The following is a 25,325-nucleotide window of genomic DNA, read 5'->3' on the forward strand; positions in this document are numbered from 1 at the left end:
TACTTAATTATGAGACTTACGGTTATGGGATTAGGTTATATTGGATTACCAACAGCAGTAATGTTTGCAAAGCACGGAGTTCAAGTGCATGGTGTAGATGTAAATAAACAAGTAGTTGAAATGCTAAATCGCAAGGAACTGCATATTGAAGAGCCGGGCTTGGCTGAAATGCTTGCAGAGGTAATTGACCAAGGCAGTTTAACAATTTCAACTGAACCTGTAGAGGCTGATTCATTTATAATCTCAGTACCTACACCTATTTATTCCGATAAAACAGCCAATTTAGACTATGTTCGCAGCGCTACAGAAATGATTTTGCCATATGTAAAGAAAGGCAACTTGGTTATTCTGGAATCTACAGTTCCTCCAAAAACGATTGAAAATGTAATGATGCCGGTACTTGAAAAATCAGGCCTTGTATTTGGTGAAGAGCTTTATATTTCTCATTCACCCGAACGAGTACTCCCTGGAAAATTATTTGAAGAGCTAGTATCAAATGATCGTATTGTTGGCGGAATCAATGAAAAATCTAGCCAGCTAACAGTTGATCTATATAAGCATTTCGTTAAAGGAACAATACATGTAACTGATTCTACAACAGCTGAAATGGTAAAATTAATGGAAAATACGTATCGCGATATCAATATTGCATATGCAAATGAACTTGCAAGAATAGCTGAAAAGCTTGACTTTAATGTTTGGGAAGCTATTGATTTAGCGAACTTCCATCCTAGAGTAAATATCCATAAACCAGGTCCTGGTGTTGGAGGTCATTGTATAGCAGTAGATCCTTACTTTATTATTGAACAAGCTCCAGAGCAATCAAGACTCATTACACTTGCTCGTGAGATCAATCAAACCACTCCTGAGTCAGTTGTAAGATTAGCTGGTGAAGCTGTTTCGGATATTAAAAATCCATCAATTTCAGTACTGGGATTAGCATTTAAAGGTAACATAGATGATATGCGTGAAAGTCCTTCTTTAGAAATTATTGAAAGCCTGATTGAAAAAGGCTATCATGTAAAAGTTTTTGATCCTTATGTTAAATCAAATTATTCTAACAAAGCAGAATCAATAGAAGAAGCATTTAAAGACAGCGATCTTGTATTCATTCTGACTGATCATACAGTATTTAAAGAAATTGATTTTGATGGTTTGAAAGAAACGATGAGAACACCAAGAATTCTTGATACAAGAAATCTTCTTGAATCCTTGAACTTATCAGATAAAGGTTATGACTATATGCAATTGGGATCTTCAATGCAAAGAGGTGTAACTTGTGAAAGAAAATAACTCTCAAAAATACATGAACTCAGATGCAAAAGAATTGATATGGCATTCAAGATATAGATGGCTAACAAAAAACACTGATGGCAAGTCAGTTCTATATATTGGCAGCGGTCAAATGAATGTACCTTTTCAACTTGCTAAAGAAGGATTTTATGTAACTGGAGTTATTGGGTCAGAATCTGAATTAAATGAATTAAAATCAGAATTAAAATTACAAAATGAAGACGTTCAGAAGCGTCTTCATTTTGTGCATAAAAATCCAATTGCAATAACTGGCGAATCAGCAAAATATGATACGGTGATCATATCGGATATTTTTCATACCATGATGAATCGAAAATCATTCCTTGAAATGCTTTATCATGCTCATAGCATGAATGGAGACCTCATTATTTCATTCCCAATAGGAATTGATGGTTCAAATGTGGTATCGGCATATAATATTACAAGCATTTTTAAGGATCTGCAGCCATTTGTCATACCTGAAAAATTTACTATCATCGATCGTGACATTTACATTTGTTCAAAGAAGAGAACGGAAGTTGATCATACACTCAATGGGTTAACAGATTGGATCGATATGCTGGAATCTATTTTTTATGAAATTGAAAAACAGAATGGTTATGTTTCAGAAATACAGCATGATTACATAAAAGCGAAACAAAATTTAGATTTGGTTCTAAAGCAGTTAAACGATCTGGCAGCATCCAGTAAAGTCGATCAAGAAGAAATTGAAAAATGGAGAGAACGAGAGGACTTGCTGAGAGCCCAATTTATAGTATATGAAAAGGCACTTCTTGAAGCATTAGAGAATCGTGAAAAAAATCTTTACTTTCTTCGTGAAAAATTATCAAAGATAGAGAAATCATCTAAAGTGCTAATCGGATCATTTATTCACAGTTCTATTAGAAATCCGTTAAAAATCCCTAGAGAATCATACAATTTTGCACGTGCAATAGGCGGCAAAGTAAAAAGAAAAATGAAAGGTCAAAAAACAAAATTTAAGCTCATTGATCTTCCTGTTGAAAATGTTGATATTCCAGCTTCACCTTTCGGCTTAAATCCAGTGTCTGCAAAATTGGCTAAACAAAAAGATCAATTAAATGATTTGTTTTTAATTGGGAGGTACGATTCTCCAAAAGATATAAAAGATCTAAGAGTAGCCTGTATTTTAGATGACTTTTCCTATCATTCATTTAAAGATGACTGTGAAATGATAAAATTCAGACCTGATAATTGGTTGGAGATTTTTACTAAAGAGCTTCCTCAAATCTTGTTTGTAGAGTCTGCATGGAGAGGGAATGGAGGATCTTGGCAATATAAAATAGGAAGTTACAATACAGAGCAAGGGAATGAGTTAGAGAGTCTCCTTAAATACTGTAAAGAGAACCGTATTCCAACAGTTTTCTGGAATAAAGAAGATCCTATTCATTTCAATAAGTTCATAGATACGGCAGCTTTATTTGATTTTATATACACTACAGATGAAAACTGTATAGAAATGTATAAGAAAAAGGCTAAACACAACCGTGTATATGCATTGCCGTTTGCCGCTCAGCCCATTATCCATAACCCAATTAAAGTACCTGGTTTTAAAACAAAGAATATCTGCTTCGCGGGTTCCTATTATGGCAACCGTCATGAGGATAGAAGAAAAGATCAGGAAGAAATACTCGATATATCCAGACCATTTGGACTGGAAATTTTTGATCGTAACTTTAATAAAGAACAAACAGATGAGCTTCAATTTCCTTCTAGATTCAAAAGTCATATTATTGGCTCTCTTCCTTATGAAAAATTGGTTAGAGTCTATAAACAATATAAAATTTTCATCAATGTAAATTCTGTACAGGATTCTAGTACCATGTTTTCAAGAAGAGTCTTTGAATTACTTGGTAGTGGAACAACTGTTGTAAGCACGTATGCTAAAGGAATTAAAGAAATGTTTGGCTCTACAGTGCTAATGGCAAGCGAGTCAACATCCTTAGAGAGTCTTATTGAAAAAGGGATGAATGATGTTTCTTGGAGAGAAATAAATGAACTCAAGGGACAACGCTTGATTTTTAATAATCATACCTACGCTCATCGTTTGCACATTATAGCTCAAAATGCCGGATTTGAAATAGAAAAGCCATACCAGCAAAATGTACATGTATTTGCTTTCCTTCGTAACAATGAAGGGATTGAACATTGTATTGAAATGTTCTGCTCACAATCATATGAGCGAAAGAGGCTCACGATATTGACCTATGGTGATCATAATCTTGAAAATCAGAATAAAGATTTAGAAATAGAAGTAATAAAATTAAAGGAATCAGATGATCTTGGACATGTAATAAGAGATAACGCTCAAGATTCAGAATTACTCTCCTTCTTTTCTGAAGAGAATTTTTACGGAAATTACTTTATAGAAGATTCAGTTCATGGATTCATTTATACTAATGCAGATATAGTTGGGAAGTCTGCTCACTATAGGATAGATCAAAATGAACGTAACTTGATAAATCCTAGTAATGAGTATATCTATACAAATAATATTGCAGATATGTCCTTTTTAATTAAAATGGATGCTGTAAATCGTTATGGAGTTAGTTTATCTGATTTAGTATTAAATAAATTTAATCCAAATGAATACTCAGAGTATGGAATTAGAATTTTCTCAACAAATAAATTTAATTATATTCGAGATATTGGTAAAAGAACATTAGAAGAACATAGAAAATTTGTCGGCAACGTCAGTAAATAATAGGAGGGCTCAGCTGTGTCGAATCATATATTAAAGCCACTTATCTATGCGGATATAGATTTGAACATTATAGATGGATCAGCAATATGGGTTACCTCTATTTTAGAAACAATGGCGCAAGATCCTCAAATTAAACCAACAATATTGTTGAAAAGACCTATCATTAGAGATGTTTTAGTACGTAGCTTTCAGAACTACCAAAATATTACGATAATAAACCCGTGGTCTTCAGAATTCAAAAAATTAGGATTGAAATTTGAGGATGATACGTGGAAGAAATCAAAGCGGCTTACTACTGCACAAGCTGCTGATATAATGGATAAATTAGACCAAAAAACAAGATATTCCTTATTTCTTGTGCGGGGTTATAATCTAGCAAAAGAAATAGCGTTTAATTACTTATTTTCTAAACGAACCTGGTATTACCTTACAGACTTTCCACAGGATCGAAAAAGAGTATCAGATGAAGATTTGTTCAATATAAGAACAATCTACGAGAATGGGGCAAGGCTAGCATTACAAACACCTCATCTAATCCACTATTTTAAAGAATTATTGGAAATTGAAGATGATGGAAAATTTGTATACTTACCTCCGATGGTTCCGAATTCAGAGGCGAAAGAAATATCATTTGGTAATCGGAATAACCAGATGATTTATTCAGGGAAGTTTGCTCCTTTTTGGAAAGCTCCAGAGATGTTTGAAACATTTGCCAGACTAGAAAATAGCGCTATAACATTTCTGGTTATTGGTGATAAGTTTCATAATTATCCATATACAGATAATTATCAGCAACGTGTGACAGATGTCTTGGAAAATACCAAAAATCTTATTTGGAAAAAGGGATTAAGCAGAACAGAAGTACAAGAATTTATTAAAAAGAGCGATTTAGGAATTTCATGGAGACATGAAGTACTTGATAGCAGTAAAGAGCTATCAACTAAAGTGCTTGAATTTGGGCTTTATGGAAAGCCGGTTATTATCAATAAGAATCCGCTTCATATTGAACTTTTTGGTGAAGACTACCCACTTTATGCAAATTCAGAAGCGGAGTTTAATGAGAAAGTCTATTTAGCATTTTCCAATCCTTCCATCTACGAAATAGCGGCGAAAAAAGTATTCTCAGTAAGTGAAAAGCACATGTTTAAAAATGTTATTAAATATTTAAAGCCATTCTTGATGGAAATGCAAGAGATACCTCAAGAAATTGAAGATTCAGGAATTAGAAAGTTCGATAAGAAAAAGATTCTTTTTGCGGGACATGATTTGAAGTTTGCCAAGATGCTTATTGATTATTTTAAATTATCTACTGAGTTTCAAGTGAAAGAAGATCAATGGAAAGGTCATAATTCACATAATGAAAAGCAAAGCAAGGAATTACTTGAATGGGCAGATATCATTATCGCTGAATGGGGTCTTGGGAACGCTGTATGGTACTCGAAAAATAAGAAAAATCATCAAGTTTTGATTGTTAGAATGCATCTTCAAGAAAAAGAAACACAGTATCCCCAGAAAATAGTATGGGACAATGTGGACCAGCTAATCTTTATCGCCCCTGGCCTCAAGATGGAAATGGAAGAAACGTTTGACTTTCTGCCAAAGGATAAAATAAAAATTCTTTATAACCTAGTAGATGCTAAATCACTCGATAAGGAAAAGTTAGATGACAGTGAATTTAATATTGGACTAATGGGCATTTCACCGTCAAGAAAGAGAATTGATCTGGCTTTAGACATATTTGAAGAAATGTGGACAAATGATAGCCGGTATACACTATTCATAAAAGGGCATCTTCCGAACAAATATGCTTGGCTGTGGAATCGAAAAGAAGAAAGAGAATATTTTGAGAAGGTTTTCAGGCGGATTAATAGCAGTGTTTGGAGAGACTCAGTAGTATTTGAAGGCTGGGGTGAGGTTTCAGAGTGGTATCGTAAGCTTCGATTTATTTTATCACCTAGTGACTTTGAAAGCTTCCATTTAGCTGTTGCTGAAGGTATGGCAAGCGGATGTTTTCCTTTAATTCGCAACTGGCATGGAGCAAAAGAACTATATCCGAATGATTATATTTTCAGTGATGTAAGCGAAGCTACTGACATCATTAAAAAAATTCAGCTTGAATCACGTAAAAATATTAATGAAAAACAACAAGCACTAAAAAGCATTATTCTCACAAAATATGATAAAGATGTAATATGTGAGAAGTGGAAAGAAATGCTTATTTCTCATTATCAAAAGAAAAATATGGATAAATCATGATAGGAATTGACAAAAATCTGCTTTCTAAATTAGAAGGCAGATTTTTTTGTAAATTTATTGTCCTATAATATACAAAAATGTAATAAAATCGTTATATTTGTAGTCTTTTGTAAAAAAATGAAACATTGTATAATAGAATTTGATTTTATATTTTAGGAGGAGAAAAAAATTATTAAAATGAAAAAGTTTTGTATTTCACTAGTCGCAGCATTGTTTTTGATAGCGTCTTTACCACTAAGTAATATTTCTGCTCAGTCTAATGAAGAATATCAGTTGTTTAGTTTAAGAGAAAAAACGAACTTAGAAACAGCATCTGGTGAGACAATATCCTTAGAACAAGGTGCTATATTTTATTCTCTTAATAATGATCAGGGAAAAAAGACTATCTCTTTTCAGGGAGAAACACTGCTGGTTGATTCTGATTTCCTGGAAATTGCTGTTGATGAACAGAATGGAATTGAATTTGTTAAAGAAGATCAGACCAGTATCATCAAAGAAATTTCATTAGAACAAGATACAACTATTTACGATAATGGAGAAAATCTAAAACCTATTGCGGTTTTTCCAAAAGGTCTAAAAGTACAGATTTACGATGAAGATGAAACGTCTTATAAGTTTCTTTTAGGGAACAGGGGTGTTCATCTTTTAAAGAAAGATTTGAATGAAACAATAGACAACAAAAATGAAGTGATTTCTTCTGAAGATCCTGAAATTGACACAGAGAAGCCTCAACAGCCAATCGGATCTGAAATTATTGAAGAAGAAGCTGAATCTATTGAAGAAGCAACAAAGCAGAGTGAACAAAATGAAACTAACTTAGAATCTGCCAATCAATCAATAAATAAAGTACAAGGTCAGATGGAAGAGTCTATCATTTCGAAAGAACCTTTAAATCAAGTTCCTTCTTCAAGTGCAGTCATGAGTGCATTGACTGCGGAGAAATCGATTCGTGATTTTACTTCTGCCGACAACTTTTTTAAAGTTGATAATAACCTCCCAATCTATGATAATCGTTCAGGTGCTCTAGTTAAAATTGGGAATCTTACAAAAGGGCAGATTTATAAAAGAATTGGTGAAATATCAAATTGGCATAAAATTTCGGTAGGTAATTTTACTGGCTATATACATAAATCTGGAACGGAACCAGCTGTAAATAATCTTACAAATATTAATAATTCTAAAAACTCGAGTATTATTATTAAAGTAAAAACGATAACCCCTATTTATGATAATTCTAATGGTATGGTGAAATTCGCTAATTTTGTACCTGGAGTTAGTATACCTATTATAGGTGAACACGGTAATTGGTATAGTGTGGATGTCGGAGGAAGAGTAGGTTATATTTATAAAACGAATGTAACTAGAGATTTTACACCTGGGGACCAGTTCTTTAGGGCGGATAGTAATCTTCCAATCTATGATAACCGTTCAGGTGCTCTAGTTAAAATTGGAAATTTAACTGATGGTCAGGTTTATAAAAGAACAGGTGAATTATCTAACTGGCATAAAATTACAGTCGGTAATTTCACGGGATACATTAATAAGTCAGGAACAGAACCTGCAGTAAATGACTTAACGAATATAAATACTGGGAAAAATACAAACATAATAGTTAAGGTTAAAAGTGTTACTCCTGTTTATGATAACTCAAAAGGTATGACGAAATTTGCAAACTTGGTTCCTGGTGTTGAACTTCCGATATTGGGTGAACATGGGAATTGGTATAGTGTAGATGTTGGAGGAAGAGTAGGTTATATTTATAAACCAAGTGTTACTAGAGAATTCACTTCCCAAGACCAATTTTTTAAAGCAAATGACAATCTTCCAATCTATGATAACCGTACAGGTGCTCTTATAAAAGTGGGGAACTTAACAGAAGGCCAGGTCTATAAAAGAGTAGGAGAATTATCAAATTGGCACAAGATCGTATTTGGTGAAATTACTGCTTTTATTCATAAAGGCGGAACAGAACCGGCTTCCAATACATTGACTAACTTAAATCCGGGCAAAGAGAATACGGATGTAATAGTCAGAGTAAAATCTATTACACCAGTGTATGATAATTCAACTGGCATGACGAAGTTTGCTAATATTGAACCTGGAGTTAGTCTTCCTGTTATTGGAGAATTAAACAACTGGTACAGTATTGATATTGGCAGCAGAATTGGGTATGTTCACAAAGGCAACGTTGAAACAGGGAAAGTCATCCATCAAAACACAACTATATATGATTATTCTCTATCATATATGTTAGATAAACAAATGAGTGTAAAACCTCAAACAGATTTATATAAGGGGAGAATAGCCTACATTTCTGCTGATGATGAATATGTTGATACTAATACTAATATAGGCTTCCCTAGAGAAGGTATAATATCAGCATCTGCTCTAAATATAAGAGATGGTAAAACTATAACATCACATATCTATGGACAGCTTAAAGCTGGAGCAAAAGTGAATTTGCTTGGGCTTGAAAATGGATGGTACAAAATTGCGCTGCCTTATGATTGGTATAATGCTAAGAGGGAAGATGTAGAGAAGTATGTTAACCCAGCGAATTTTGATTTAAATAGTACTCAAGCGCTTCAATTTTTACTGTTGTCAAAAAGTTCGAATGTCTATGAAAATGAGTTGAATCTCATTTTAAAAGGTAAAGGAATTTTGGATAATAAAGGAAGTTCATTCGCGCAAGCAAGCAGCAAATATCAAATAAATGAAATATACCTTATCTCACACGCACTTTTAGAAACTGGAAACGGCAGTTCTGAACTTGCAAATGGTATAATTGTAGATACTGTAAATGGTCAAAAGGTAACTCCTAAGAAAGTGTATAATATGTATGGAGTAAGTGCTTTTGATGATTGCGCAGTGAGATGCGGATCTGAATATGCTTATCAGCAAGGATGGGATACTCCTGAAAAAGCCATAATTGGCGGAGCAGCGTTTGTGGCAGAAGAGTATATTCATAATAACAAAGACACATTGTACAAAATGAGATGGAACCCTGCAAATCCAGGAACTTCTCAATATGCTACAGATATTGGCTGGGCATACAAACAAGTAAATAATATGAGTAAATTGTATGGAATGATTAATAACTATACTTTGTATTATGATGTTCCTGTATTTAAGTAAAAGAGGATGATGGCAGCTGCCATCATCTTTTTTTAGGTATTGCAAAAGTAGATTATTTAGTAATTTCATCAAAATTTGGGAATGAATAGAATGAGGTTCATCTATAAAAAAATACGCAATTATAATCTAAGTTAAGCTGATCATCAAAAGAATAAAAAGTTTTGTTGACAACTGTTAATTATGATAATCTTAGAAAGTATCCAATTATCAAAAAGGAGATTAACAATGGACCGCAAAATTAAAGTTATGACAATCTTTGGAACAAGACCCGAAGCGATTAAAATGGCTCCTCTTGTCTTGGAATTAGAAAAATATCCAGATGAAATAGAATCAATTGTAACTGTTACAGCTCAGCATAGGCAAATGCTTGATCAGGTTTTGGAGTTATTTGAAATTACTCCTGACCATGATCTTAATATTATGAAAGACCGCCAAACGTTAACAGGTGTAACGACAAGAGCGCTTGAGGGTTTGGATGGAGTAATGAAAGAGGTAAAACCTGACTTAGTTTTAGTACATGGGGATACTACAACAACTTTTGTAGCAAGTCTAGCTGCTTTATATAACCAAATTGCAGTAGGACATGTAGAGGCTGGCCTAAGAACGTGGAACAAGTATTCTCCGTTCCCAGAAGAAATAAACAGACAAATTACAGGTGTTATTGCAGATTTGCATTTTGCACCGACCAGCAAATCGCAGCAAAACCTGCTGCAGGAAAATAAAAAAGAAGATACCATTTACGTTACTGGAAACACTGCTATTGATGCATTAAAGACAACCGTCAAAGATACATATGAACATGAAGTATTAGATAAATTAGGATCTGACAGAATGATTCTTCTGACTGCTCATCGCCGTGAAAACCTTGGTGAACCTATGAGAAATATGTTCCGTGCCATTAAAAGACTAATAAATGAGCACGATGATGTGCAGGTTGTATACCCAGTACATTTAAATCCAGCTGTTCGTGAAGTAGCCGATGAGATATTAGGCGACGACAAAAGAATTCATTTAATAGAGCCTCTAGGCGTATATGATTTCCACAACTTCGCATCAAGAGCGCATATCATTTTAACTGACTCAGGCGGAGTACAAGAAGAAGCTCCTTCCTTAGGCGTGCCGGTATTGGTTTTGAGAGATACAACAGAGCGCCCAGAAGGAATTGAAGCGGGTACTTTAAAACTTGCTGGTACTGATGAAGATACAATCTATAAACTTGCATATGACCTTTTAAATGACTCTCAAGCCTATGAAAAGATGTCAAAAGCATCGAATCCTTATGGAGATGGAAACGCATCTACCCGAATTGTACATGCGATCTTGCATCATTTTGAAAAAAGAAATGAAAAACCCGAAACATTTCAATAAGCAAAAAACGGCTATTTTATAATAGCCGTTTTTGTTATTTTTTTACTAATTTAGTCAGTTCGAGTTCGAGTTCGGCTGCCTGCTTTTCTCTATTGTAAAAGGTCAACAGCTTATTTTTTAATGTTTTCCTCATACGGATTAGATCATCAGGATGCTGCTGAGCATATTTCAAGGCTGTCACTAAAGAATCCGCACTATCTGGTTCGTAGAAGTATCCCGCTTCATTCTTTTCGATTATATTTCTCGCTTCTCCATCTACACCTATTAAAACAGGGGTGGACATAGCCATGTAATCGAATATTTTTGAAGGGATTGTAATTTCAAAAAGAGGATGTTTTTTTAAACTCACAAGTCCAATATCAGCTGCTTGATAATAAGAATCGAGCTCTTTTTTGTTTCTGCTATCTAAAAAAATAATATTTGATAGGTTTAAGGATTTTGAAAGCTCCATTAACTCATTTTTTTCAGCGCCTTCTCCTATGAACATAAAAACAATTGAATGATCATTTTTGAGGATTTCAGCTGCATTGATAACCGTTTTAAGACCTTGAGCAATTCCGAGATTTCCTGCATATAAAACTAAAAATTTGTCTTGTATGTTATACTGCTCTTTTATCAGCTGGATTTCCCTAGGGCCATTTAGTGAATTAGGATTCACACCGTTTGGAATGACTATTACTTTATGTTCAGATATTCCCATCTGTAAAAGTCTTTCTTTATATCCATAAGTAACAACAACAATCATATCAGCTTTCTTATATAAAAACCTTTCGAGTTTTCGAGCAAGGCTAAGCAATTTTTTATTGTTAAACTGCCCTAAAATTTCAGCAAAATCAACCCAAAGATCCCGAATTTCAAAGACGAATTTTGCTCTGTGAAACCGACTTAAAAGGTAACCCGTAACCCCTTGAAATAGTTGTGGAGATGTTGCGTAAATCACATCAGGTTTTTTGATTCTCAAGCCTGTGAAAAAACTTGAGAGCATAAACGATAAATAATTAGATAAACGATTTAAGGAACTTTTTTTAGTATCTTTCGTTCGGAATGAACGATATACTGTCAAATCTGAGACTTTTTCTATTGTTAAAAATTTGTTTGTGTCTATATGGTTAGGGAAGGTCGTAAGCACATGCAACTCATGGCCTAATTTAGCAAGGTTATTACTCATATCAAATGCCCGGCCTTGTGCAGCACCGATTTCCGGTGGGAAATGTTGTGTGATATAGATGATTTTCATAAAGGTCCCTTCCTGTTAAAAATAGAAATAATCAATTTAATAGTGTAAAGTAAAAATGGGAAAGTTACAACATCGAGTTAAAAAGGAAATGATAAGAATGAAAAAAATATGTGTCATTACAACAGTTCATCAAGCCTATGATGGACGTATCTATTATAAACAAAGCATGTCACTTGCTAAAGCAGGGTATGATGTTTCACTGATTGCACCTAAACCGGATAGGGAAGTAAATGATCAGGGTTTAGTTAAGCTGCTTCCTATTGAAAAGCCGAAAAAAGAATGGAAACGGCTGCTTCGTTCTTTTTCTGTTATTAAAACAGCAAAAGAAACGAAAGCAGATCTCTATCATTTCCACGATCCTGAATTGCTCATAGCAGGTTTAATCTTAAGGATACTTACACGGAAACCTGTAATTTTTGATGCTCACGAACATTATCCAAACGCGATTATGAGCAAAAAATATCTTAAGAAATGGTTGAAAACACCAATTCGCGTCATGTATGAGCTTATTGAACGAATGATTCTTCCGTTTCTTTCGGGAGTCATTTATACAACGGATGAGGTTGGAGAAAGATATCAAAAGTATACGCATTGCAAAATTGAAAACTATCCGCTTTATGAAATGTTTGAACAGGTTTCAACAAATAATAAAAATGGGAATACAATTCTATACCTAGGGGGAATTACCCCAATTAGAGGGATTGAGCAATTAATTGATGCATTTTCTGAAGTTACAAAGCATCATAAAAGTGCACAGCTTATTTTTGTTGGCAGTTTTGAATCAAAATCCTTTGAATATAAGATCAACAATAAGATAAATTCTCGAGGATTAACTGATAAAATAGAATTTATTGGTAAAGTCCCTTATACGGAAATTGAAAGATACTTATCAAAAGCTTCAATTGGTATCATTCCGTATTTACCTGTTCCTAATCATTTAGTATGTCTGCCAAATAAATTATTTGAGTATATGGCAGCGGGTGTTACTACAATTGCATCCGATTTTCCTCATTACCGAAAAGTGGTGGAAGGTGCAGGTAGCGGATTACTGGTTAATCCTGAAAAACCGCAATCTATTGCTGACGCTATTGTTTCATTGTTAAAAGATCCAAAAAAATGCAATGAAATTGGTGTAAATGGCAGAAAAAGTTTTGAGAAAATTTACAATTGGAATACCGAAGAAAAAAAATTGCTAGTATTTTATCGTACTTTTTTAATTAATGACTAGTAATAATTGTTTATATTCTTGAATAGTGGATAAACGCCATACAATGTTAACAAAATAATAATTGCAAGTTTATATATTTTTGCTATGATGGAGGAAGTGTAAATATCTCACACAAGTTGGTGTAACCATGTTAGATTATCTTAATTATATTATAGCATTCATAATATCGTTTACTGTTGCTGTATCTGTTACGCCTTTGATAAAGAAATTAGCAGTGAAAATAGGTGCAGTTGACAAGCCTAATAGCAGGAAAATTCATGTACAATTAATGCCGCGGCTAGGCGGATTAGGTATTTTTATCGGTGTTATTGCCGGATACCTTTATTTGAGGCCCACTGCTGTCTATATGACTGAAGTTATTATTGGAGCATTCATTATAGTACTTGTTGGAATTTTAGATGATCTATTTACTTTACAGGCAAGATACAAATTTTTAGGACAGTTGGTTGCAGCTATCACTGTAGCTTCATCAGGTCTTTTAATCAGTAAAATCACACTTCCGTTTTTTGGATTGATTTACTTGGACTATTGGAGTTATCCAGTTACAGTACTTTGGATAGTGGGAGTTACAAATGCGATCAACCTTATTGATGGATTAGATGGATTGGCTGCCGGGGTATCCTCCATCGCAATGACAAGTATACTAATTATGGCTTTTAGTGATTATCAATTTATCGTGGTCTCGTTATGTGTCATCTTAATCGGGAGTAGTTTGGGCTTTTTAATACACAATTTTTACCCGGCAAGTATATTCATGGGTGATACAGGAGCCCTGTTTTTAGGGTATTCGATCTCAATAATCTCTATGATGGGATTGTTTAAAAACATTACTTTATTCAGTTTTATTATCCCGATTATCGTATTGGCTATTCCAATTTTTGATACACTTTTCGCTATAGTGAGAAGGCTTCTAAACAGACGGAGTATTGCTGCTCCGGATAAAATGCACCTTCATTATTGTTTGGTTGATCTTGGATTTAGTCATAGGAAATCCGTATTGTTAATATATTTCTTTAGCGCTTGCTTTGGAATATCAGCAATCATATTCTCTAATGCTACCTTGTGGATTTCTTTAGTCATCATGATGATCTTGCTTCTTTTCATCCAGATAGCAGCAGAATTAGTAGGCTTAATTGGAGACGGTCATAAACCGCTCATAAATATTTTTAGAAAATTAACAGCTAAACCTCAAAAAGACAATTAGAAAACCGCATGGACTTTATCCATGCGGTTTTTGTTACCTTATAAACCACTATTACTATTTACAGCTTTTTCTTCTTCTGATTTTCCATATTCTAAATGCTCTTGTAGTTCATCTCTTACTTCCTCAATACTTGTTTCGTCAGGTATCCAATAAGCTGCATTTCCAATGTATTCTCCAACACCTTCAAGCTTAACGGTTTCAATCTTATTTGTACTGAAATCAGAGTATTTTTGATAAAAACCTAGTAGTTCAGACATTCTCATATTTGTTTCAACATTTTTTCCGACTTCATTGGTTAGTTCGTCAACTTTAAGCAATGTACCAGCAGAAATAATTTTATTAATTACAGCCTTTACAACTTGCTGCTGTCTTTCATTTCTGCCGATATCATTATTCGGATCTTGGAGACGCATTCTAGCATACGCTAAAGCATATCTTCCATCCATCTTCATTGGACCTTCAGTAAATTCAAGTTTTTCAGCTTTTCGATCATCACTGTTTTGAGTGAAATCAAATGGTACATCTACTGTTATTCCATCGACGATGTCAATGATGTTTTTAAATCCTTCAAAATTAACAGTTGCATAGTAATCAATAGGAATTTCTAAAAAATCTTCAACTGTTTCTATTGATAATTCCTTACCGCCAGTTGAGTAAGCAGAGTTGATTTTGCGTTTGGTTTCTTTTCCAGGAATTTTCACTCGAGTATCACGAGGAATACTTAATAATTTCATCGTTTGATCCTTAGGATTAAATGTAGCGACCATCAATGTATCAGCACGGCCACCCGATCCACCACTTGAGTAATTTTCAACACCCATTAATAAAACAGAAACGGGATCATTTGAAATATTTACTGCCTCATCCCTGAGTTTTGATTTATCTCTTCCTAAATCATCAAATGAATTGTTTGCGGCTTGAAAAGTTTGAAAAAAAACATACCCTGCATAACCGCCTACGAAGAGAAAAAGAATGAAAAATAAAAGTAGAATTCGTCTAAATATGGATCGCTTCTTTTTTTTCTTTATCTTTTTTACTTGCTGCCTATTCATAAATTACTCCTTGTGTATTAAATTTTGGGTATTTCTAAATATATAATAGCACCCTCAAAAATCTCACTCTGACCATTCGTCAGTTCAGTCATCCAATCGGTAAACTGTTCCTTCTGCTCTTCATCCACATACGTTTCAACCTCTACGGAATCAAGGTAGTGAATTTCTTTAAGCTGGAAGTTTGAATTCCTGAGTTCGTTTTCAACTTTTCCAAGCCATGTATAGTCAATTTTAGTATGCATTACACGCGTTAACTTCCGCTCAACAATGCCAATTGCATTCAGTGCTTCGGAAGTGGAGCTGCCGTAAGCTCGAATCAGTCCTCCGGCGCCAAGTTTAATACCGCCGAAATAACGGGTAACGACTGCTACAGTGTCTTTTAGTTTTCTTTTTTTCAGAACTTCAAGGATGGGGACGCCTGCGGTTCCGCTTGGTTCACCATCGTCATTTGCTTTTTGGATCAAATCTTGTTCGCCAATTAAATAGGCCGAGCAGTTATGTGTCGCATCCCAATGCTTCTTTTTTATCTGCTGAATGAAGGCCTGGGCCTCTTCTTCGGTTGTTGCGCGGTTTATATAACAAATAAAACGTGATTTCTGTATCGATAGTTCATGCTCTCCGTATCCTTTTACGGTATAATAGTGTGAAAGCATGCTTTTACACCTCCTTGAAAGCTTATAGAAGGCAAATGGAATTTTAAATGCACATTCTTATATTATAAAGCGACAAAATTTTCACTTCAATCATTATATTATGTGAACTTTATTTTACCCCATTAGTGGAGGAGATATAGTTGGACTCCAAGAAGCTTGACTGCAAAGTGCTGGATCAAATATTGGATAAAATGGTAGCGACGGTTGATGGCAGCAAGGGCGAGATCTTTAAGATCGGCGAACAGTCCCGTCATCAATATGAAGAGCTCGTTGAGGAATTGAAACAAATTAAAATACAGGTAAATGATGTGATCGAGCAGGGAGACAAGCTTGAGGTTCATGCCAGGTTTGCCAGAAAGCGCCTTTCAGAGGTCAGTAAGCATTTCAAGCAATTCAGCGAGGAAGAGATTAGAGAAGCGTATGAGAAGGCTCATAAGCTTCAGGTTGAGCTTACAATGCTTCAGCAAAAGGAAAAGCAGCTGAGAGACCGCAGAGATGATCTGGAGCGAAGATTGCTTGGTCTTCAGGAAACGATTGAGCGGGCAGAAGTGCTTGTCAGCCAGATATCGGTTGTCTTGACTTATTTGAACCAGGATCTCCGTCAAGTTGGGCTGCTGATTGAAGATGCACAGCAGAAGCAGGATTTTGGTCTTAGGATTATTGAAGCGCAGGAAGAGGAGCGCAAGCGGGTTTCACGGGAAATTCACGATGGGCCGGCGCAAATGCTTGCGAACGTGATGATGCGTTCTGAGCTGATTGAACGTATTTTCCGCGAACGCGGGACTGAAGAGGGATTTAAAGAAATCCGCAGTCTTCGCCAAAATGTCCGCAATGCGCTGTATGAAGTGCGAAGAATTATTTACGATCTGAGGCCAATGGCACTGGATGACCTTGGACTCATACCAACCCTCAGAAAGTACCTTTATACGATCGAAGAGTATAATGGGAAGGCACGTATTTTATTCACAAGCCTTGGTGATTTTGAAGAGAATCGTCTTCCTCCCAGGTTTGAAGTAGCCCTTTTCAGGCTCGCACAGGAAGCTGTTACCAATGCCTTGAAACACGCTGAAGCCCGCGAGATACAGGTGAAAGTTGAGGTTAATCAGAATAATATTATTCTGATGATTAAAGATAATGGTAAAGGTTTTGATACGAGAGAAATGAAGCAAAACCAGAATAAGTCTTTTGGACTTTTAGGCATGAGGGAACGGGTGGAGCTCTTAAATGGCCGAATGACGATTGACTCTAAAATAGGACTAGGGACATTCATTATGATACAGGTACCGCTGAACGTATAAAAGAATAGACCAAAGGCATATTGACGGCATAGCCGTGTAATAGTCTAGAATAAAAAAATGGGAGGCGTATGCATGAAGACTAGAATTGCGATTATTGATGATCACCAATTATTCCGAGAAGGTGTTAAACGAATCTTGGATTTCGAACCAAGCTTTGAAGTTGTATCAGAAGGCGATGACGGTGAAGACGCATTAGCCATCGTTGAAGATAGCAAGCCAGATGTTGTCATCATGGACATTAATATGCCGAAAGTTAACGGTGTAGAAGCAACAAAACAGCTAGTGGAAGCAAATCCTGAAACAAAAGTTATCATTTTATCCATTCATGACGATGAGAATTATGTAACTCACGCTTTAAAAACAGGCGCTCGCGGCTATTTGCTGAAAGAAATGGATGCAGATACACTCATTGAAGCTGTAAAGGTCGTTTCTGATGGAGGATCTTACTTGCACCCTAAAGTAACCCATAATCTTGTGAATGAGTTCAGACGTCTTGCTACAAGCGGATCAGGCGGAGGCACAACTGCCATTGCAACAGAAATCCGACGCCCATTACATATTTTAACTCGCCGTGAATGTGAAGTACTGCAAATGCTTGCGGACGGAAAAAGCAACCGCGGCATCGGTGAAGCTCTTTTCATCAGTGAGAAAACAGTTAAAAACCACGTAAGTAACATTCTTCAAAAAATGAACGTTAATGACCGTACTCAAGCTGTAGTCGTTGCTATTAAAAACGGCTGGGTGGAAGTTCGATAAAACCTGCTTCGGCAGGTTTTTTAAAATTGCATTTCTATATAAAGCAAATCCCTGTTATAGTAGATAGCAGGGATTTTTTATTATTGGCGGAAAATAGGTCTTTCTGACTTGCTAATAAGAATTCGGATGTAAAACTGAATTTCCGGATAATAAAATTGAAATAATGGCCTTCACCATTTTTTTACAAATAAAAGTAATGATATTAAAGGCATTTTCCTATAAAATAGGACTAAGAGAAGTCGATACAAGGATGGTACATATATGAAAACGGCAATAGTAACGGATAGTACAGCTTATATTCCAAAAGAGATACGCGATCGGTTGAATATACATATGATTCCCCTGAGTGTTATTTTTGGACAGGAAATGTACCAGGAGGAAGTTGAAATTTCAGCTGCTGATTTTTATGAAGAAGTAAAAAACAGGGGAGAATTGCCGACAACTTCACAGCCTTCAGTCGGCAAGTTTGTGGAATTGTTCGAAACACTGTCGAAAGAGTATGATGCTGTCATCAGTGTTCATTTATCAAGCGGAATCAGCGGTACTTACAACGGGGCTGTATCTGCTGGACAAATGGTTGAAACAATTGATGTTTATGCGTTTGACTCGGAAGTCAGCTGTATGGTTCAGGGGTTTTATGCCATTGAGGCTGCGGAGCTTGCTGCAGATGGGAAATCACCGGAAGAAATTATGACCCGTCTGAACGAAGTGAAAAGGTCGATCCAAGCGTATTTCATGGTCGATGATTTATCTCATCTTCAGCGTGGAGGCCGTTTGAGCGGAGCGCAGGCACTGATTGGAAGCTTATTGCAGGTAAAACCAATTTTGCATTTTGTCGATAAATTGATCGTTCCTTTTGAAAAAATCCGCACACGGAAAAAAGCACTCAATCGCATTTATGAGCTTTTTGATGAGGTCGCAAGCACTGGCGCTCCGATGCGGGCGGTCATAATTCATGCAAATCGTCCAGAAGATGCACAGCATATGAAAAAAGATTTAGAAGCAAAGTACCCACATGTAGAGTTTTCCATCAGCTATTTTGGTCCAGTGATTGGGACACATTTAGGTGAAGGCGCAATGGGGCTTGGCTGGTATAAAAGATAGGCAGGAGACCACAGTTTGAGAACTGTGGTTTTTACTTTAGTCCAAAAGGGTATTTATGTAAAAACGGAAATAATACGCAAAAACTTGAAAGTAAAACCCTTATTTTTGCAAGTGAAAAAGGAATTTTTGATAGTTAGCGACCAGTTTTTGGGAGTAAGCTCTGATGCATCCATCCTGAAATTATGTACATAACAAACAAGCTGATTCCAGACCAAATGGAAACCAAAATCCGCCAAATGCATTATGGCAAATAAGCATCCTCATCATGATTCTTTCGGTCTCCGAAACGAAAATGACAATTTCAACGAAAAAATAACGAAATTCATACCGAAAATCTAGTTTTCCACTATATGTTATTAGTTGATATCACTAGACAATTCCTGCAAAATTTTAGATACTTAAGATAGCACTTTACTTAATTAGAGGAGAGATGACATTGCAGGAAATTGATTTAAATAAAAGGGCATATCGTCACTGGACGACATTAGAAGACAGAAAGCTAATGGACCTTAGAAACCAGGGCGTCAGATTCAGGGAAATTGCCAAACAATTGAATCGCACACCAATCAGTGTAGAAAAACGATTCAGAAAAATCGAAAAAACAAAATTCGATCAAGAGTAGAATGAGATTTATAATACATAAGGGATTGTTGAAACCTACAGAAAGTCTCGATGAAGGACTTCCTATTTCAAAGCAACCCATCTGTGTTAGCCAAACCAATCCATCGTTTGCTTATTCTAAAGACCTCCAAACCCACCTTCAGGGAAGAAAGCTGCTTTTTGATGAGACCCCATTTCAGTTCGAAATCATTCACCAGCATTATGAAAATGGATATGTGATGTATGAGTATGGCATGGAGAAAACGAGTAAATTACTTAGATGCAATCGTTGCAGCAATGATGATATTAGCTTGATCGGATCCTTTCAATGTGCAAGATGCGGTGAAAATTGTACCTATTGCCGTTCTTGCATCTTGATGGGGAGAGTCAGTGAATGCACACCTCTTATCAGCTGGATCGGTCCGGAAGTGGCTGATCAAAGTGAATTTAAATCCATGAAGTGGGATGGGCAGTTATCACGAAATCAGGAAAAAGGATCAGACCAAATGCTAGGCGCACTTGAAACGAAAAGCGATTTGCTCATTTGGGCTGTCTGTGGAGCAGGAAAAACAGAAATGCTTTTCAAGGGCATCGAAAGAGCTCTAAATGACAATATGCGGGTTTGCATCGCAACACCTCGTACGGATGTTGTTCTCGAACTTGCACCAAGGCTGGAGTCAGTTTTTTCTCAAGCAGAAATCGCTGCCTTATACGGCGGCAGCGAAGATCGTTTTAAGCGAGCGAACCTCACCATTTCCACGACGCATCAGCTGCTTCGATTTGAGAAAGCATTTGATGTGATGATCATAGATGAAGTGGACGCCTTTCCTTTTTCAGCTGATCAAAGTCTGCAGTTTGCCGTTAACCGCGCCAGGAAAGAGCACAGCTCCCTAATATATTTAACCGCCACACCTTCTGAGATTTTGAAAAAATCAATTAAAAACCAAGTGAAAATTCCTCAAAGATTCCACGGTCATCATCTGCCTGTTCCTTCTTTCTCATGGTGCGGAAATTATAAACGCTCTCTTCAAAAAGGAAAACTTCCTCAAAGTGTCCAAGATTGGATCACCTCTCACTTAGATCAAGAAAAACAAGCCTTCCTATTCGTTCCATCTATCCCTGTTTTGGAAGAAACAGTCGCTATCTTAAAAAAATCATATCCTGCAATAGTAGGTGTCCATGCAGAAGATCCAAATCGGAAGGAAAAGGTTCAGGGCTTCCGAAATAGAGACATTCCAATCATCATAACCACTACTATTTTAGAAAGAGGAGTGACCATCCCAAACTCAGATGTCGCAGTTTTAGGATCAGAGGACAGTGTTTTCACTGAGAGTGCGCTCGTACAAATTTCCGGCCGTGTAGGCAGAAGTGCACAGCATCCTAATGGTGATGTCCGCTTTTTTCATTACGGCAAAACAGAAGCAATGATTCGTGCCAAAAAGCACATCCAAATGATGAATGAAGAGGCAAAAGAGTGACTATGTAACTGTTTAAGGTATTATTTCTATCAAACATATTCCTTCTGTGGCATAATCATCTACAAAGATGGTATAGATGGAGGTAAAACCTTGGTAGTAAACGCGATGGAACGAATTATGATTGACTTACTGGATGAATATAAGTCCGCTTTGCAAATGAATTGTACATGCGACGAATGCCTGAATGATGTCCTTGCTCTTGTCTTAAACCGAATTCAGCCAAGATACGTCACCAATCCTGATAAAGTGGCTTATGTCAAAGCAGAATTTGTCGACAAGCAGCAAATGACGACATTGATCGTTAAATTGGCTGAATGCGCAAAAATCGTGTCAGATGTGCCGCGCTGTGAAAATTATGTCAGGGGGGAATCATGAAGAGATGTCTCATTTGCCACACTGAGCTTGAAAAAAGTGTTTCCTGGAGAAGTGTTTTTTTCATAGATGAACAAACCCGGAACTGCTGTGGGGATTGTTCATCTAAGTTTAGTCTTATAGATGGGACCGTATGTCCGATGTGCAATAGGTCTCAAACGGAAGAGAAAACCTGTTATGACTGTGAGCGCTGGCTTGATGATCCAGTGTTTGGAACAGTGCTCACCAGCAATCGCTCCGTTTTTCACTACAACGAATTTATGAAAGATCTGATCGCCCGCTATAAATACCGGGGTGATGCCATATTAGCAAACCTTTTTCAACAATCCCTTCACACGATCTTCACGAAAAACTTCGGAAACGACTATCTTCTTGTACCCATTCCTTTAAGTAAAGAAAGGCTCTACGAACGGGGCTTTAATCAAGCACGTTTACTGGCTGAACAACTTAACGCTCCTATCATTGAACCTCTCATGCGTGTTCACTTTGAAAAACAATCGAAAAAAACAAGAAATGAGCGGCTCCAGACTGAGAATGTCTTTTTCATAAATGATTCCTCTGAAATATTTAATAAAAAACTCCTTCTTATTGATGACATCTATACAACCGGAACAACGATCAGGCACGCAGCAAAGCTTTTGATTGAAAAAGGCGCGGGAAGTGTTTCCTCCCTTACCTTGGTTCGAGGCTAAACGTTTTCAAACACGCTCCGATATAAAAGATATAGTACAATGATAGGAGAATCATAAATGGGAGAACTATCGAACTGTCCGGAATGCTACCAATTATTTGTTAAAACTCAATTCAAAACGGTTTGTGATACGTGTCATAAAGAAGAAGAAAGAAAGTTCGAAGTCGTATACGGCTTTTTAAAGCACAGCAAAAATCGTACAGCAACTTTGACCGATGTAGAAGAGCATACTGGTGTGGAAGAAGAACTCATTTTGAAGTTTATCAGACAGCGCAGAATCCAGCTGGCGAGTTTTCCGAATCTCGGTTACCCGTGTCAAAAATGCGGTAAACTGATTAGAGAAAATAAACTTTGTATTTCTTGCGGAAAAGACATAAAAACTCAGCTATATGAAATAGACCAAGAAGATGAACGTCGTCATAAAGTCACAGAAAAGCAAACAACGTTCTATACCAATACTACCAAATACAAATAATCCTATTAAAAACACATAAATATGTCCGATATAGTAACTAGCGAAAAGAACGTGAGAATGGAGGAATAGGATGAAAATCAATCATTTAAATTCAGCGAATATAAACCCATACAAACGCAGCATAGAAAAGCAGGCAGATGCGGCTGCACAGCCAGCCAAAAAACACGATCAAGTTCAAATTTCGAACAAAGCAAAAGAGCTTCAGGAGCAAAATGGCATTGTTCAATCACGACAGGAAAAGGTTGCAGCCATTAAACAGCAAGTAGAGAGCGGAACATACAAAATTGATCCTAAAGCAATCGCACAAAGCTTAATCAACCATTATCAAAAGTAGAACAAAGGAGGGCTTGCAGTGTCTGCACAGTCACTAATTCAACAGCTTGAAAAACTGCTCGGGCTAAATCAGCAGCTTTATAAGCTGGCTCAAACGAAAACAGAAGCCTTGAAAACAGAAAACCTGACTGTGTTGCAGGAAACACTCAAGCAGGAACAAACGTATGTTCAGGCGATCAAGCAAGTTGAAAATGAACGGATCGCTCTTGCTTCTGCCTACTTAAATCGGGATGATGAGTTAACATTATCAGCATGCATTGAAAAGTCAGAAGGAACAGAAAAAGAGAAATTTTCAAGTCTTTATCTGTCATTAACGGATTTAATGGAAAAGCTAAAGGGCATTAACCAGCTGAATCAGCAGCTTACCCTTCAAGCCCTTCAATTTATATCCCTTTCAATGGACATGCTGATGCCTAAAGAACAATCTCCGGCCTATAAACCGCCAGGCGGGAATGTACCGTCAGAACCAAAACGGAGATCATTATTTGATTCAAAAGCATAATGCTCGGAGGAATGAACCATGCGCTCGACTTTTTCAGGTCTTGAAATCGCTAAAAGAGGAATGTTTACACAGCAAAGCGCCCTTAATACAACAGGACATAATATCGCAAATGCCAACACGCCAGGCTATACAAGACAGCGTGTCAATTTTGTGCAAACAGAACCATTTCCATACGCATCAAAAAACCGCCCTGATTACCCAGGCCAAACGGGAACAGGTGTGGAAGCAGGAACAATCCAAAGAGTTAGGGACAGCTTTCTAGATACACAATTCCGCTATGAAAATAACAAAGTTGGATACTGGGATTCTCGTGCAGACTCTCTTTTAAAAATGGAAGAGATCATGAACGAGCCATCTGAAACAGGTCTTGCTAAAACGTTTGACCGTTTCTGGCAGTCGATGCAGGATTTAGCGCTGAATCCTGAGAATGCTGGCGCCCGGGCAGTTGTCCGCGAACGCGGGGTAGCAGTTGCAGAAACGTTTCAATATCTATCCACCTCACTAAAGGCTGTTCAAGGAGAATTGAAAAGCGAATTAGATGCGTCTATGAAAGAAATCAATTCACTAGCTAAACAAATCAATGGAATTAATAAACAAATTTCTGAAATTGAACCCCATGGCTATTTAGCGAACGACTTGTATGATGAGAGGGATCGTCTGCTTGATCAGCTTTCAGGGTTAGCAAACATAAAGATTTCAACGGAAAAAAGCGGCGGAAATTCTCTAGCTGTTGCCGAAGGATCTGTAACGGTTGAAATGATGAATGATAACGGCAAATCACTTGGCACATTAGTGGACGGGAAAAATAAAACGACAAATGAAATCAGTATAAAAACCTCTTCAGTAAATGGATTGGTTGAAACAGTTTCTATCGGAAGCAAGGAAATGAATGTGCGTGATTTTGGAAGTGCCGGCGAGATTAGAAGTTTAATTGATTCATATGGCAGTACTTATACGGTGGGTTCAGAAACGTTTGAGGAAGGTTTGTATCCGGAGATGCTTGCACAGCTTGATCAGCTGGCATATAGTTTTGCAACTGCGGTAAATCAAGTACAGTCAGAAGGCTACAGCATTAAGCAAATTAAAGATGGCACGGGCAGTACTCCGTTTTTTGAAATTGGCAGCACACCAAAGGGAGCAGCAGCCTCAATAAACATTCACCAATCTATTATAGATTCAACGGATCACATTGCTGCTTCTAAAACAGGCAATATCGGTGATGGAGAAAATGCCGTTGCTCTTGGAGAAGTAAAAAATAAAACACTTACTATTAACGGAAAAACAACGACCATTCAAGATTTTTATGAAAGCTTAATCGGCGGCATGGCCGTTAACGCCCAAGAATCAAATCGCCTGACAGGAAACAGCGATGTCCTGCGCAGTGCAGTCGACGAACGCCGTCAATCTGTCAGTGCCGTATCATTGGACGAGGAAATGACAAATATGATTCAGTTTCAGCATGCCTATAACGCTTCAGCAAAAATGATTTCATTGACGGATGAAATGCTGGATACAATTATTAATGGACTTGGAAGGTAGGTGACCCA

21 protein-coding genes are annotated in these 25,325 nt (G+C 36.7%); 18 read left to right on the forward strand and 3 right to left on the reverse strand.

The features are described 5' to 3' along the window. The first annotated feature begins 9 nt into the window (after positions 1-9). The 5 genes from CYJ36_RS11615 (at position 10) to wecB (ending at position 10,795) form a co-directional block, all read left to right on the forward strand. Entirely contained in the window at positions 10-1,293 is a 1,284-nt protein-coding gene (locus CYJ36_RS11615; RefSeq protein ID WP_101567429.1) for a nucleotide sugar dehydrogenase, read from the forward strand. After that, entirely contained in the window at positions 1,280-4,036 is a 2,757-nt protein-coding gene (locus CYJ36_RS11620; protein ID WP_101567430.1) for a glycosyltransferase family protein, read from the forward strand. Before CYJ36_RS11615 ends, CYJ36_RS11620 begins: the two co-directional genes overlap by 14 nt. Positions 4,037-4,051: 15 nt before the next feature. Beyond that, a complete protein-coding gene (locus CYJ36_RS11625) occupies positions 4,052-6,292 on the forward strand; it encodes a glycosyltransferase (protein ID WP_101567431.1) in 2,241 nt (746 codons plus the stop codon). A gap of 177 nt (positions 6,293-6,469) precedes the next feature. Continuing rightward, a complete protein-coding gene (locus tag CYJ36_RS11630) occupies positions 6,470-9,427 on the forward strand; it encodes an SH3 domain-containing protein (protein WP_101567432.1) in 2,958 nt (985 codons plus the stop codon). A 225-nt stretch (positions 9,428-9,652) separates the two neighbouring features. Then, on the forward strand, positions 9,653-10,795 hold the full coding sequence (gene wecB / locus CYJ36_RS11635) for a non-hydrolyzing UDP-N-acetylglucosamine 2-epimerase (RefSeq protein ID WP_101567433.1): 1,143 nt from the start codon (positions 9,653-9,655) through the stop codon (positions 10,793-10,795). A gap of 34 nt (positions 10,796-10,829) precedes the next feature. Here wecB and CYJ36_RS11640 read toward each other — a convergent pair whose 3' ends face one another. After that, a complete protein-coding gene (locus tag CYJ36_RS11640; protein ID WP_101567434.1) occupies positions 10,830-12,032 on the reverse strand; it encodes a glycosyltransferase family 4 protein in 1,203 nt (400 codons plus the stop codon). 97 nt (positions 12,033-12,129) lie between these two features. Here CYJ36_RS11640 and CYJ36_RS11645 point away from each other — a divergent pair, with 97 nt between their 5' ends. Together CYJ36_RS11645 and CYJ36_RS11650 are read left to right on the forward strand one after the other, a co-directional pair. After that, positions 12,130-13,260, forward strand: a complete 1,131-nt coding sequence (locus CYJ36_RS11645) for a glycosyltransferase family 4 protein (protein ID WP_180850253.1) — start codon at positions 12,130-12,132, stop codon at positions 13,258-13,260. 127 nt (positions 13,261-13,387) lie between these two features. Continuing rightward, positions 13,388-14,464 carry a glycosyltransferase family 4 protein gene (locus CYJ36_RS11650; protein WP_101567436.1) on the forward strand — a complete coding sequence of 359 codons (1,077 nt, stop codon included), beginning with the start codon at positions 13,388-13,390 and terminating at the stop codon, positions 14,462-14,464. Positions 14,465-14,502: 38 nt separating this feature from the next. Here the strand turns inward: CYJ36_RS11650 and CYJ36_RS11655 are convergent, their stop codons facing one another. Together CYJ36_RS11655 and CYJ36_RS11660 are read right to left on the reverse strand one after the other, a co-directional pair. Beyond that, the gene (locus CYJ36_RS11655; RefSeq protein WP_101567437.1) at positions 14,503-15,516 is read right to left on the reverse strand and encodes an LCP family protein; all 1,014 of its coding nucleotides are present in this window, start codon (positions 15,514-15,516) and stop codon (positions 14,503-14,505) included. A gap of 17 nt (positions 15,517-15,533) precedes the next feature. Next, entirely contained in the window at positions 15,534-16,169 is a 636-nt protein-coding gene (locus CYJ36_RS11660) for a YigZ family protein (RefSeq protein WP_101567438.1), read from the reverse strand. A 140-nt stretch (positions 16,170-16,309) separates the two neighbouring features. Here CYJ36_RS11660 and CYJ36_RS11665 point away from each other — a divergent pair, with 140 nt between their 5' ends. The 11 genes from CYJ36_RS11665 (at position 16,310) to flgK (ending at position 25,317) form a co-directional block, all read left to right on the forward strand. After that, positions 16,310-17,467 (forward strand): sensor histidine kinase, encoded by a 1,158-nt coding sequence (locus tag CYJ36_RS11665; RefSeq protein ID WP_101567439.1) that lies wholly within the window; start codon positions 16,310-16,312, stop codon positions 17,465-17,467. 72 nt (positions 17,468-17,539) lie between these two features. Beyond that, positions 17,540-18,223 carry a response regulator gene (locus CYJ36_RS11670; protein ID WP_101567440.1) on the forward strand — a complete coding sequence of 228 codons (684 nt, stop codon included), beginning with the start codon at positions 17,540-17,542 and terminating at the stop codon, positions 18,221-18,223. A gap of 261 nt (positions 18,224-18,484) precedes the next feature. Continuing rightward, positions 18,485-19,327, forward strand: coding sequence for a DegV family protein (locus CYJ36_RS11675; RefSeq protein ID WP_101567441.1), 843 nt, complete (start codon positions 18,485-18,487; stop codon positions 19,325-19,327). Positions 19,328-19,763: 436 nt separating this feature from the next. After that, positions 19,764-19,949 carry a Myb-like DNA-binding domain-containing protein gene (locus CYJ36_RS11680; RefSeq protein WP_101567442.1) on the forward strand — a complete coding sequence of 62 codons (186 nt, stop codon included), beginning with the start codon at positions 19,764-19,766 and terminating at the stop codon, positions 19,947-19,949. 1 nt (position 19,950) lies between these two features. Then, the gene (locus tag CYJ36_RS11685) at positions 19,951-21,405 is read left to right on the forward strand and encodes a DEAD/DEAH box helicase (RefSeq protein WP_101567443.1); all 1,455 of its coding nucleotides are present in this window, start codon (positions 19,951-19,953) and stop codon (positions 21,403-21,405) included. A 90-nt stretch (positions 21,406-21,495) separates the two neighbouring features. Further along, positions 21,496-21,780, forward strand: a complete 285-nt coding sequence (locus CYJ36_RS11690; protein ID WP_101567444.1) for a late competence development ComFB family protein — start codon at positions 21,496-21,498, stop codon at positions 21,778-21,780. Further along, positions 21,777-22,469 (forward strand): ComF family protein, encoded by a 693-nt coding sequence (locus CYJ36_RS11695; RefSeq protein WP_101567445.1) that lies wholly within the window; start codon positions 21,777-21,779, stop codon positions 22,467-22,469. The genes CYJ36_RS11690 and CYJ36_RS11695 overlap by 4 nt, the downstream gene beginning before the upstream one ends. A gap of 57 nt (positions 22,470-22,526) precedes the next feature. Continuing rightward, entirely contained in the window at positions 22,527-22,943 is a 417-nt protein-coding gene (locus CYJ36_RS11700; RefSeq protein ID WP_101567446.1) for a TIGR03826 family flagellar region protein, read from the forward strand. 70 nt (positions 22,944-23,013) lie between these two features. Next, positions 23,014-23,277, forward strand: coding sequence for a flagellar biosynthesis anti-sigma factor FlgM (gene flgM, locus CYJ36_RS11705; protein ID WP_101567447.1), 264 nt, complete (start codon positions 23,014-23,016; stop codon positions 23,275-23,277). 18 nt (positions 23,278-23,295) lie between these two features. Next, positions 23,296-23,778 carry a flagellar protein FlgN gene (locus CYJ36_RS11710; protein WP_101567448.1) on the forward strand — a complete coding sequence of 161 codons (483 nt, stop codon included), beginning with the start codon at positions 23,296-23,298 and terminating at the stop codon, positions 23,776-23,778. Positions 23,779-23,796: 18 nt separating this feature from the next. Beyond that, complete coding sequence (flgK, locus tag CYJ36_RS11715; protein ID WP_101567449.1) at positions 23,797-25,317, forward strand: flagellar hook-associated protein FlgK; 1,521 nt, start codon at positions 23,797-23,799, stop codon at positions 25,315-25,317. Positions 25,318-25,325: the final 8 nt, after the last annotated feature.

The sequence above is a fragment of the Bacillus sp. UMB0893 genome (genome assembly GCF_002858905.1).
Taxonomy (GTDB): Bacteria; Bacillota; Bacilli; order Bacillales; family Bacillaceae; genus Bacillus_P.